Origin of the sequence: Stenotrophomonas sp. Sm2128, assembly GCF_030985535.1 — a bacterium.
GTDB classification, from domain to species: domain Bacteria; phylum Pseudomonadota; class Gammaproteobacteria; order Xanthomonadales; family Xanthomonadaceae; genus Stenotrophomonas; species Stenotrophomonas maltophilia.
This window is the reverse complement of the sequence record NZ_JAPTFQ010000107.1, coordinates 1-12,270: the sequence shown is the minus strand read 5'-3', so window position 1 is coordinate 12,270 and position 12,270 is coordinate 1. Positions and strand designations below refer to the sequence as shown.

Genomic DNA, 12,270 nt, shown 5'->3' with positions numbered 1-12,270 from the left:
CCCCCCCAACTACCGCAGCTGCGCGAAAGCCCCGCTCCGGCGGGGCTTTCGCTTTGCCGGACATGGCGGAAAACAGCGTTCGCGCCAGCCATGACCTCCCGCCCATGCGCCGGGCTGAACGACTGTTAAGCTCCAAGGCTTAGGTCCCTTCCCGGAGTTGTCCATGCGTCGCCGCGTCCTTGCCATCGCATCCTCCCTCGCCCTGCTGGCCGCCCCGGCCTTCGCGGCGCCGCATACCACCACCCTGCCCCCGGCGTCGCTGGCCACCGCCGCACAGCTGCGTGACCAGGCGCTGGCCGATGACACCGGCTGGAAGGTGGTCGAATCGCTCACCACCGAAATCGGCCCGCGCATCGCCGGCAGCGAGGCCGACGCCCGCGCCGTGGCCTGGGCCGAAGCCAAGTTCAAGGCACTGGGCTTCGACAAGGTGTGGAAGGAACCGGTGACCTTCCCGAAATGGGAGCGGCGCAGTGAACACGCTGCCGTGACCGGCAGGAACCCGCAGCCGCTGCAGATCACTGCGCTGGGCGGCAGCCCGGGCGGCACGGTGGAAGCGGAGGTGGTGCGCTTCGCCGATCTGGCCGCCCTGCAGGCGGCACCGGCCGGTTCGCTGAAGGGCAAGATCGCCTTCGTCGATTACCAGATGCTGCCGTTCCGCGATGGCCGCGACTACGGCCGCGGCGGTGCAATCCGCAGCAAGGGACCGTCAGAAGCGATCCGCAAGGGCGCGGTGGGCTTCCTGATGCGCTCGGCCGGTACCGACTCCCACCGCGTGCCGCACACCGGCATCACCCGTTTCGATGATGGCCTGACCCCGGTGCCGTCGGCGGCACTGTCGGTGCCCGATGCCGACCAGCTGGCGCGCCTGCTGGCCCGTGGCAGCACCACGGTGAAGGTGGCACTGGACTGTGGCTGGGATGGTACGGCGACCTCGTACAACGTGATCGGCGAGATCACCGGCCGCAGCCTGCCGAAGGAAGTGGTGGTGATCGGTGGTCACCTGGATTCGTGGGACCTGGGCACCGGCGCCGTGGATGACGGCGCGGGCGTGGGCATCACGATGGCCGCCGGCCACCTGATCGGCCTGCTGAAGCAGGCACCGAAGCGCACCATCCGCGTGATCGCCTTCGCCAACGAGGAACAGGGCCTCTACGGCGGCAAGGCCTATGCCGAGGCACACGCCAAGGACGTGGCCCTGCATCAGCTGGCCGCCGAGAGCGACTTCGGCGCAGGCCGCATCTACGCCTTCAATACCGGTTCACCGAATCCGGAAGGCTCACGTGAAGCGACGAAGCAGATTGCCGAAGTGATGAAGCCGCTGGGCATCGAGTACCAGGCCGACAAGGGTGGCCCGGGCCCGGACGTCGGCCCGCTGGCCGCCAAGGGCGGTGCGTGGGCGTGGCTGGCGCAGGACGGCTCGGACTACTTCCACCTGCACCACACCGCCGACGACACCCTGGACAAGATCGACCCGAAGGCGCTGGCGCAGAACGTGGCCGCGTATACGGTGTTCGCGTACCTGGCGGCGGAAGCCGATGGCAGTTTCGGCAGCGAAGCCAAGGCGACCACGCCTCCGAACGAGTGATGCGGTGGTGCCGGGCCATGCCCGGCGAGCGCAACTGGAAGCGCGGTGCGAACCAAGGTTCGCACCCACCAAGGCGGGTCCTGAATCAGGAACCCGGCAGGGTCAGAGCCCTCGCCTGCGGCGAGGGATCCGACCCCGATCATGCGACCCCGGATACGGGATCACCCGCGTCGACTGGCCCACTGCGCCAGCAGCACGGCCGTGGCCGAGGCCACGTTCAGGCTCTCCACCGCGCCACTGCCGGGAATCGAGACCCGCATGTCGCATTCGCTGGCCAGGCCGCGGTCCATGCCCTCGCCTTCGGCGCCCATCACGTACACCAGCCGCTCCGGCAGCGACGCACGGAACACGTCGTCGCCACCCTCAACGAGGGTCGCCGCCAGCCCGAAGCCGGCACTGCGCAGCTGCGCCATCGCCTCTGCAGTCTCCGGCAACTGCACCAGCGGCACCGACTCCGCCCCGCCTTCGGCCACGCGTGCGGCAGCACCGGACAGCGCCAGCGTGCTGCCGGCCGGCAGCAGCAGCGCCTTGACGCCGAAATGCGCGGCCGAGCGCAGGATCGCGCCGAAGTTGTGCGGGTTGCCGACACCATCCAGCCACAACGCCAGCACCGGGCCCTGCTCCAGATCGGCCAGCCACTGCGCCAGCGGCACGACCGGCGCACGCAGCACGTCGGCCACCAGGCCCTCGTGATGGGTCGTGGCAGCCAGCTTGTTGAGATCGCCTTCCTCCACCACGCGATAGCCCACGCGGTTGGCCACGCACCACTTCAGCACCGGCTGCATGCGCGGAATCAGCGCGTCCACCAGGTACAGCTTGCGCAGCGCCTGCGGGCGCTTGGCGAACAGCGCCTGTACGGCGTTCCAGCCATACAGGCGCAGTTCGTCGTTGCCGCGCCCCGGCGGCGGCGGGGTGCCGCCCTCACGCGGTGGCAGCGGGGTGGCCCGCGGCGGTCGCGACGACGGGCGGCGGGCATTCTTCCAGGGATCATTCACTACGGGACAACTCCAGCTTGCGTTGACGCCAGAAATCGGCGTTCTTGATGCCCAGGGCATCGGGGTCGAAGATTGGATCGAGGCCGAGCTTCTTCTGTCGTTCGTAATCACGCAGGGCGAGCATGGCCGGCTTCTGGATGATGAGGATGGCAATGATGTTCAGCCAGGCCATCAGGCCGACGCCGATGTCACCCAGCGCCCAGGCCAGGGTCGCATTATGGAACGCGCCGAACACCACCATGCCGATGATGCCCAGGCGCAGCACCAGCACGGTCAGCGGGCGCTTCCTGTTGTGGTTCACATAGCTGAGGTTGGTCTCGGCCATGTAGTAGTACGCCATGATGGTGGTGAAGGCGAAGAAGAAGATGGCGATGGACACGAACGCCGAACCCCAGCCCGGCAGCACGGCTTCCACACCGGCCTGGGCATAGCCCGCGCCTTCCGGAATGCCGGCCAGGCCCTGGAAGATCGGCGGGGCGCCGGCACCTGCGGGCGAGTAGACGTTGTAGGTGCCGCTGGCCAGGATCAGGAACGCGGTGGCGGTGCACACCATCATGGTGTCGAAGTAGATGGCGAAGGCCTGCACGTAGCCCTGCTTGGCCGGGTGCGAGACTTCCGAGGCGGCCGCTGCATGCGGGCCCGAACCCTGGCCGGCTTCGTTGGCGTAGATACCGCGCTTGATGCCCCACTCCACTGCCAGGCCCATCATCGCGCCGAACGCGGCGTGGGTGCCGAAGGCGCTGCTGAAGATGATGTTGAACATCTCCGGCACGCGGTCGTAGTTGATGATCATGATGATGATGGCCATCAGGATGAAGCCGGCGGCCATGAACGGCACCACCACTTCGGCGAAGTTGGCGATGCGCTTGACGCCGCCGAAGATCACCACGCCCAGCAGCAGCGCGACCACGATGCCGATGCCCAGCTTCAGCGCCTGCACCGACTCCATGCCGAAGGCCTGGCCATCGAGCGGACCGCACAGGGCAGTACCGCGGCAGGCGTTGATGATGCTGTCGGCGATCGCGTTGGCCTGCACGCCCGGCATCAGGAAGCCGGCGGCGATGATCGTGGCGATGGCGAAGGCCAGCGCGTACCACTTCAGGCCCATGGCCTTTTCGATGTAGTAGGCCGGGCCACCGCGGTAGCGGCCTTCAGCGTCCTTGGTCTTGTAGATCTGCGCCAGGGTGCATTCCACGTACGACGTGGACGCGCCGAGGAAGCCCATCACCCACATCCAGAAGATCGCACCGGGGCCGCCGAAGGCGATGGCGGTGGCCACGCCGGCGATGTTGCCGATGCCCATGCGGCCGGCCATCGACATGGCCAGGGCCTGGAACGAGGACACGCCGGCGTCGGATTTCTCACCCTTGACGGTGAGGCGGCACATCTCGAGGAAGCCGCGGATCTGCATGAAGCGCGTGCGCAGGCTGAAGAACAGGCCGGCGCCCAGGCACACGAAGATCAGTGCCTTGCTCCAGATGATGCTGTTGATGAAATGTACGGTTGCTTCCACGCGCGCTCTCTCCAGTCGGCGGGTTGTAAGGACGTCCCGTCGGCTGGAAGGGACCGGTCGATTCTCCCTGATCGAAGGCCGCTGCGGTAGCGCCGGATCAATGGGGGCTGCGGGATGGGTGGGTGGGATGGCTGCGCTGACGCCATGATGCCCGGTAGAGTCGACTGTTGGTCGACTGCCGTTGGCCCCGGTCGCAGAAGAGCCCGCGCTGCGCGCGATAGTCGACTGACAGTCGACTCTACCCCTCCCCTTCCCCGGCTGCTCAGGGCAGCTGGGTGCGCACCCGGGCGAAGCGGCGCAGGTCGTGCAGGACGCCGCGCTTGTAGACCGCACAGCGCTCCACGCCCTCTTCCTGAAAGCCGTTCTTCTCCAGCACCCGGGCCGAGCCGAGGTTGAAGTCGACCACGCTAGCCTGCAGCCTGAACAGGCGTAGTTCGTCCATCACCCACGGTGCGAACAGGCCAACCACGCGGGTCATCACGCCCTGCCCCCAGTAGGCCTGGCCGAGCCAGTAACCCAGTTCGGCGGTATGCCCACGCTCGGCCACGCCCTGCTGGGCACCGACGCTGCCGCAGGCCTGGCCGTCGATCTCGATGGCCAGGTTCAGGGTTCCGGAGGCCAGCACGCGGCCGGCGAGGAAGGCCTCGCCATCCTCGCGCGTGTACGGGTACGGAAAGCGATCACGCAGGCCCCGCGATACCTCGGCGTCGTTGGCGTGGCGCAGCAGGGATTCCAGATCATCCGGGCGCCAGGGGCGCAGGCGGAAACCTTCTCCCTGTAGTGGCGGGGTCAGAGCCCTTTCCGTTCCGGAAAGGGATCCGACCCCTGGTCCGACCCCGCCGGCAGGCCGGTCAGGCATGCCCGCCCACCGAGGGCGATTCGGCTTCCTGCTTCTCCAGCTCGCGCTTCACCGCTTCCGGCGAGCGGGTGTACGGGGCCAGCCGCGCGTAGAACGCCGGCACCACGAACAGCGACAGGAACGTCGAAAGAGTCACGCCGAAGATGATCACGATGCCGATCGTGCCACGGCTGGCCGAGCCGGGGCCACCGGCCACCACCAGCGGAATCGCGCCGACCACGGTGGCGATCGAGGTCATCAGGATCGGGCGCAGGCGCACCATCGCCGATTCGATGATCGCCTCGCGCACGGTTCTTCCGTCGTCGCGCAGCTGGTTGGCGAATTCGACGATGAGGATGCCGTTCTTCGCTGCCAGGCCGACCAGCATGACGATGCCGATCTGACTGAACAGGTTCACCGTACCGCCGCTCACCCATAACCCGACCAAGGCACCGAGCACGCCCAGCGGCACGGTCAGCATGATGGTGAGCGGGTGGATGAAGCTCTCGAACTGCGCGGCCAGCACCAGGTAAACCACCAGCAGGGCCATGGCGAAGGTCAGCAGCACCGCGCCACCCGCACTCTGGTACTCGCGCGATTCGCCCTTCCAGTTCACCTGCGCGTACTGCGGCAGTTCCTCGCGGGCCACGTTCTGCGCCCAGGCGATGGCCTCGCCCAGCGGATAGCCCGGTGCCAGGCCGGCGGTGATGGTGATCGAGCGCAGGCGGTTGAAGCGGTTCAGCGTGCCCGCCTCGGCCACTTCACTGAGCGTGACCAGGTTGGACAGCGGCACCAGTTCGCCGGAGGTGGCACGCACACGGATCGCGGCCAGGTCGGCCGGGCTGGCACGGCCATCGCGACCGGCCTGCACCAGCACGTCGTACTCTTCGCCGTTGTCGACGAAGGTGGTGACGCGGCGCGAGCCCATCATGGTTTCCAGTGCCGAACCGATCGCGGTGACCGGCACGCCGAGATCCGCCGCACGCTGGCGGTCGATGTTCACCCGCATCTGCGGCCGGGTTTCCTTGTAGTCCGAATCCGGGCCGACCAGGCCCGGATTGTCGGCCATGCGCAGCAGGATGCGGTCACGCCACTGCGCGATCTCGGCGTATTCCGGGCCGCCCAGCACGATCTGGAATGGCTGGCCGCCACTGCGCACCAGCCCGCCGCCCACCTGCGTACGCACGCGCACGCCGCGGATGGTGTCCAGTTCCTTCTGCAGTGCGTTGGCCACGTCCGGCGTGGCCTCGCTGCGCTGGCGCCACGGCTGCAGGAAGATGCTGACGCGGCCGGTGTGCATTTCCTCGCTGGCACCGAAGCCGCCGGGCACGCGGGGGTTGGCACGCACGATCGGCTTGTCCGGGCCGACGTGAGGGGCCAGCAGCGCTTCCACCTGCTGTACCTGCTGCACGGTGTAGTCGTAGCCGGCGCCTTCCGGGCCGTCGATCATGATCTGGAACGAACCGCGGTCTTCGGCCGGCGCCAGCTCCGACGGCAGCAGTTTCAGCAGGCCCCAGCTGGCGGCCAGCGCGGCCACCATCACCAGCAGGTAGATCCAGGTGCGGTCCACGTGATGGTCGAGCACGCGACCATAGCCGGAGGCCAGGCGCTCCAGGTTGCGGTTGACGAAGCCATGCAGGCCGCGCGGTGCCTGCCCGGTGTGCGGCTTGAGCAGTTTGGAGGCCATCATCGGCGTCAGCGTCAGCGCCACGAACGCGGACAACGCAACCGCTGCCGCCAGCGCCACCGCCAGTTCGCGGAACAGGCGGCCGGTATTGCCTTCCAGGAAACCGACCGGCAGGAACACCGCCACCAGCACGGCGGTGGTGGCGATCACCGCGAAGGCGACCTGCGTGGTACCGCGCTTGGAGGCCACCAGCGGGGGCTCGCCCAGGTCGATGCGGCGCTGCACGTTTTCCACCACCACGATCGCATCGTCCACCACCAGGCCGATGCACAGCACCAGGGCCAGCAGGGTCAGCAGGTTGATCGAGAAATCGAACGCATACAGCGCGATGAACGCCGCGACCAGGCAGACCGGCACCGTCACCGCCGGGATCAACGCGGCGCGGAAACTGCCGAGGAACAGCCAGATCACCGCCAGCACCAGGATCATCGCTTCCACCAGCGTGGCATAGACGCGGTCCACCGCCGCTTCGATGAAGGTGGTGTTGTCGAAGGCGACGAAGATCTGCGTGCCCTTGGGCAGGGTCAGCGCAACCCGCTCGGCTTCAGCGCGCGCGGTACGCGCCACGTCCAGCGAGTTGGCAGTGGAGGTCTTGACGATGCCCAGGCCGATGCCCGGCTCGCCGTTGCTGCGGTAGTACGCGCGACGCTCGGCCGAAGCCAGTTCAATCTTCGCCACGTCGCCCATGCGCACCACGTAACCGTCGCGGCCCTTGCCCAGCGGGATGGTCGCAAAGTCTTCCGGCTTGATGTAGTTGCGCTCCACGCGCAGGGTGAAGTCACGGTCGGTCGACTCGATGCGGCCGGCCGGCAATTCCACGTTCTCGTTGCGCAGTGCGGTTTCCACATCGCCAGTGGTCAGCCCGCGCGCGGCCAGCTGGTCACGGTCCAGCCAGATGCGCATCGCATAGCGCTGGCGGCCACCGATGCGGACCTGGGCCACGCCATCGAGGCTGGAGAAACGATCGACCACGTAGCGGTCGGCGTAGTCGCTCAGCTCCAGCGTGTCCATGGTCGAGGACACCATGTTGAACCAGATGATCGGGTCGGCATCGCTCTCGACCTTGGCGATTTCCGGCGGACGCGCTTCTTCGGGCATGCGGTCGGCGACGCGGCTGACCGCATCGCGCACGTCATTGGCCGCCGCTTCGATATCGCGGTTGGAGGTGAACTCGATGCTGACCTGCGAGCGGCCGTTGGTGCTGCGCGCATTGATCGTATCGATGCCTTCGATGCCGGCCAGCGCATCTTCCAGCACCTGGGTGATGCGGCTTTCGATGACCGCCGCCGAGGCGCCGGTGTAGTCCACCGACACCGACACGATCGGCGGATCGATGGCGGGCAGTTCGCGCAGGGTCAGGCGGGTGAAGGACATCACGCCCAGCACCAGCAGCAACAGGCTCATCACCACGGCGAACACCGGCCGCTGGATGGAGATGTCGGACAGCTTCATCCGCCGTGGCCCTCGGCCGCGACCGGCGCCGGTGCATCCGCCGGCTTGGCACCGCTGGCCGGGGCCGCATCCTTGGCCGCGACCTTCAGGCCCGGGCGCAGCTTGCCGGTGCCATCGACCACGATGCGCTGGCCGGCTTCCAGGCCCTGCTTGATCTCAACCACGCCGGCACGGCGCGCACCGGTCACCACGTCCACGCGCTCAACGCTGTCGTCGCTCTTGATGCGGTACACGAACGTGTCGCGGCCCACCTGCACCACGGCGATTTCCGGCACCACCAGCGCCGGGCGCTCGGGGCGGAACAGGCGCACGTCCAGCAGCATGCCCGGGCGCAGCGCGTGGTCGCTGTTGGCGAAATCGCCCCGCACGGTCACCGCACGGGTCGCCGGGTCGATGCGTGCGTCGATGGTACTGACCACGCCCTCGAAGGTGCGGCCCGGCCACGCCACGCTGGTGGCGCTGACCTTGTCACCGACGCCCAGTGCGGCCAGTTCCACTTCCGGCACCTGGAAATCGATGTGCATGTGCTCGATGTCGTCGAGCGTGGCGATGACCGTGGTCGGAGTCACCAGCGAGCCCGGGCTGACCTGGCGGATGCCGAGCACGCCGGCGAAAGGTGCGCGTACACGGCGATCACCGATGTCGGCCTGCATCTGCATCACGCGCGCCTCGGCGGCATCACGGATCGACTTCTGCGTATCCAGCGTGGCGCTGGACACCAGCCGCTGGGAGGCCAGCTCGCGCTGGCGCTTGTACAACTGGTCGGCCTCGTGGAAGGTGGCCTGCGCCTGCACCAGCGCCGCTTCCTGGGCCTGCCCGCGCAGCGTCACGATCGGTGCGCCGGCGGCGATGTGCTGGCCGCTTTCGAAATGCACCTTCTCGACGATTTCGCTGACCTTGGCGGTGACGCTGATCGACTCGCGCGCCTTGGCCGTGCCCAGCGCCTGCAGGGTGTCGTTCCACTGCATGGGCTGCACCACCTGCGCCGTGACCGGCACTGCTTCGCCCTGCCGACGCGCGGCGGCCTCCTGTTTGCCTGCGCACCCGGCCAACACGGCCAGGCTGAGGCCAAGGGCCAGGGTCGAAGCGATACGAGCCAACATGAATGGTCCTGATTGATCCACGGCCGCCGAGTGTAGGCAAGGCCCCGCAAAAGCGGTATGTGCCAAGCGTTTACCATCGTGGAACCGAAGCCGTGATAGCGCCTTGAACCCGTTCCGTGCAAGGCTGCCCTTGGCGGTGTCGGCGTGTGTCGGGTTGTATCCAGCCGTGCACCACGGGCGTTGCCATCGTAGAGTCGAAGCTGCCCGACAGAGGGCGTCGGGCGGGGACGGATCCTGGCGGGGATCCGGCCCCGGTTTTTTTTCACCCGGCGGATCAGTACCGGTAGTTCACCTTCATCCACAGGCTGCGCCCGGGCTCGTTGATGCGCACCGGGTCGGCCGGGAAGCCGAAGTCGGCACTGCCGGCCAGGTTCAGGTGCTCGCTGTAGGCGCGGTCGAACAGGTTGTCGACGCCCGCGCTGAGCTGCAGCTGCGAACTGAAACGGTACGCGGCGTTGAGCGCGAACGTGGCGAAACCTGCACTCGGCCCGAGGTCCTGTGCGACCACGTTGCCCTGGCCCTCGGCCACGCGGTGCTGGTGGGTCACCGCACGCAGCAGTGCCCCGGCACTCCAGCGCTGGCCTTCCCAGTTCGCGCTCAGGCGTGCTTCCAGTGGTGGCATCTGCGGCAGCGGACGCTGCTGGTCGCGGTTCTCGCCCCAGGCATAGGCCAGCGTGCCGCCCAGCTTCCACTGCCCGGCCAGGCTCACTTCCAGTCCCGCCTCGGCACCGGCGATGCGCGCGTCGACATTGCGGGCCTGGCTCATGCCCATCATGCCGCTGCCGTGGTACGTGAACAGGATGTAGTCCTGGATCTGCCCGGCGTACGCCGAAACCCACGTCTGCACGCGCGGTCCCTTGTACTGCAGGCCGACGTCGAGCTGGGTGGTGCGTTCGGGCTGCACGCCGGTGAACGCGTTCACTGCGCCGGCCGGGCCATGGTTGGGCGAGAACAGCTCCCAGTAGTCGGGCATGCGTTCACTGTGGCCGAGCCCGGCGTACCAGGTCAGGCCGTCGGCCAGGTCCTGCTCGTAACGCAGGAAACCGCTGCCGAGCCATTCCTTGCGGCGCTGGCCCGCAGTCGGATTGGGCCTGTTCCCCATCATTCCGCGGATCGATTGCCGCTCATCGCGGACGCTGGCGCGGTCGATGCGCAGGCCACTGATCCAGCGCTGATCGGTGCCGGCGCCGAGGGTCAACTCGGTGAACACGCCGTAGCGGCGGAACTTGGCATCGGTCTCCCAGGCGGCCTGGCGGTAGGTGTTGCGGCCCATGCCCATGCGGCCACGATGGCGGCTGTCTTCGCCGTCCACACCCGCCACCAGTTGCACGTCCTGCCAGTGCCACTCGGAACTGACCCGGCCGCCCTGGGTACGGCGGTCCACGTTCGAGGCCATCGGCATCGGCATCATGCTGTGCGGGTTCGGCGTGCGCAGCGTGTAGTTGTCCATCACATGGTCGGCTTCGTTGTAGTACACGTTGGCCTGCAACGTATCCCACGCACCGGGCAGGTTGCGCTTCTCGAAGCGCGCGGCATAGCTGGTGCGTTCGAACGCAGCACCGTCCATGCCGCGCCCGGCGTAGCGCGCAATGGCATCGCCGGCACCGACGGAAATCTCCAGCAGCGTGTCGGCATCCGGCGTCCAGCCGATGGCCACGTCACCGTTCCACTTGCGCCACTTCGACGGCACCACATCACCGTGGCCGTCCTTGTAGTCATCGGCCTCGGACCGGTTGCCGCTGGCGCGCACATAGCCGGTCGGATTGCCCAGGGTCAGGTCCAGCACCTGGTCGTTGCGGTTGCGCGAGCCGACCAACGCGCTGGCATCGGCACGCAGGCCGGGTTCATCGAAGCGCGGCGTGTCGCGCTCGAAGCGCACGGTACCGGCCGAGGCACCTGCGCCCCAGCGCACGCTCTGCGGGCCCTTGATGATGGTCAACCGGTCGAAGCTTTCCGGCGCGATGTAGGACAGCGGATTGTCCATGCGCGACGGGCAGGCACCGATCAGGTTGCCGTCGTTGCTGAGGATGTTCAGGCGCGAACCGAACATGCCGCGCAGCACCGGGTCGCCGTTGGTGCCGCCATTGCGGATGGCAGAGAATCCGGGAACGGTTTTCAGGTAATCGGCACCATCACTGGCCGGCACCGGCTGCCGCGGCAGGCGTGGGTCGGTCACCCAGTGCAGCGGCGAGGACGGTGCGGCGGCGGTGACCACCATCGTATCGAGGGTACGCGCCTCTTCGGCAGGCGCAGCGTAGGCCAGTGACGTGGCCACGGCCAGGCCAAGGGCAACCGGCAGGCGCGCGCAGGCGCCCGCGGGGCGGGAAGTCATTTTCATCGGAACAGCTCCAAGGTACGCACGCGCGCACGGCGCCCGGTCAGGCGTCGTGCGGCAGATTCACGGGGATATCAGCGGACGATGGAGACGCGCGGTGGCCCACGTGCGGCATGTGCGGGCCAGTGCGGTGCGGGCAGCACCTGTTGCGACCACGGGAACACCAGGCGCGGCCGCCACAGCAGCGGCAACAGCAGCACCAGCACCGCCAGCCATGGCAGCAGGCGCATGGCCAGTACACAGTATTCGCAGGCTTCGCCATGCATGGCGTGGGGATCGGCCGCGGGGCGGGGCGCTGCCGGCGCGGCGCCGTGCTGATCGTGCCCGGCCATGGCCATGTCGTGCATGTCATGGCCCATGGCGGCGTGGTCCATGCCCGCCATTGCAGTGTGGTCCATCGGCGGCGCCTGCAGCGCGCGGCTGACCAGCGGCGCAAGCACCATCAGCAGCGTCGCCAGGACGGCGAGCTGGAGCAGAAGACGCTGCGGGCGGGACAGGCGGGTCACCCCGCTAGTGTAGAGGCGGGTCCTGGGTTACCCGTGCGACGAACCGTCGCAGGAGGGAGGTTATCGGCAGGGCTGCGCCCTGCACCCGCTGCGAGCTGGAGCAACAGCAACAGCAACAGCAACAGCCGAAGCAAAAGCGGGCTTCCTGTGGGTAGGCGGGGTGGGTCCGGTTGCGGGAGACGCCGTAAACCCCGCTCCGCGGTCCGGCCCAGCCGCTGGCGGCTGTGCGTTCGGGCGCTTGCGAAGCAGTGCTTCG

8 protein-coding genes are annotated in these 12,270 nt (G+C 68.1%); 1 reads left to right on the top strand and 7 read right to left on the bottom strand.

The window, feature by feature from the left end; translation table 11 throughout:
- Positions 1–163 precede the first annotated feature (163 nt).
- On the top strand, positions 164–1,585 hold the full coding sequence (locus tag O0K41_RS20810; protein ID WP_005410820.1) for a M28 family peptidase: 1,422 nt from the start codon (positions 164–166) through the stop codon (positions 1,583–1,585).
- A 161-nt stretch (positions 1,586–1,746) separates the two neighbouring features.
- Here the strand turns inward: O0K41_RS20810 and O0K41_RS20805 are convergent, their stop codons facing one another.
- The 7 genes from O0K41_RS20805 to O0K41_RS20775 form a co-directional block, all read right to left on the bottom strand.
- Positions 1,747–2,580 carry a TrmH family RNA methyltransferase gene (locus O0K41_RS20805; protein ID WP_049448781.1) on the bottom strand — a complete coding sequence of 278 codons (834 nt, stop codon included), beginning with the start codon at positions 2,578–2,580 and terminating at the stop codon, positions 1,747–1,749.
- Positions 2,573–4,093 carry an alanine/glycine:cation symporter family protein gene (locus O0K41_RS20800; RefSeq protein WP_012481117.1) on the bottom strand — a complete coding sequence of 507 codons (1,521 nt, stop codon included), beginning with the start codon at positions 4,091–4,093 and terminating at the stop codon, positions 2,573–2,575. Before O0K41_RS20800 ends, O0K41_RS20805 begins: the two co-directional genes overlap by 8 nt.
- Before the next feature lie 262 nt (positions 4,094–4,355).
- On the bottom strand, positions 4,356–4,952 hold the full coding sequence (locus O0K41_RS20795) for a GNAT family protein (RefSeq protein WP_164223323.1): 597 nt from the start codon (positions 4,950–4,952) through the stop codon (positions 4,356–4,358).
- On the bottom strand, positions 4,945–8,070 hold the full coding sequence (locus tag O0K41_RS20790) for an efflux RND transporter permease subunit (protein ID WP_049448776.1): 3,126 nt from the start codon (positions 8,068–8,070) through the stop codon (positions 4,945–4,947). Before O0K41_RS20790 ends, O0K41_RS20795 begins: the two co-directional genes overlap by 8 nt.
- Complete coding sequence (locus tag O0K41_RS20785; protein WP_049448774.1) at positions 8,067–9,173, bottom strand: efflux RND transporter periplasmic adaptor subunit; 1,107 nt, start codon at positions 9,171–9,173, stop codon at positions 8,067–8,069. Before O0K41_RS20785 ends, O0K41_RS20790 begins: the two co-directional genes overlap by 4 nt.
- A 274-nt stretch (positions 9,174–9,447) precedes the next feature.
- Positions 9,448–11,511, bottom strand: coding sequence for a TonB-dependent copper receptor (locus O0K41_RS20780; protein ID WP_164223326.1), 2,064 nt, complete (start codon positions 11,509–11,511; stop codon positions 9,448–9,450).
- 71 nt (positions 11,512–11,582) lie between these two features.
- Entirely contained in the window at positions 11,583–12,014 is a 432-nt protein-coding gene (locus tag O0K41_RS20775) for a DUF2946 domain-containing protein (protein ID WP_032966971.1), read from the bottom strand.
- Positions 12,015–12,270: the final 256 nt, after the last annotated feature.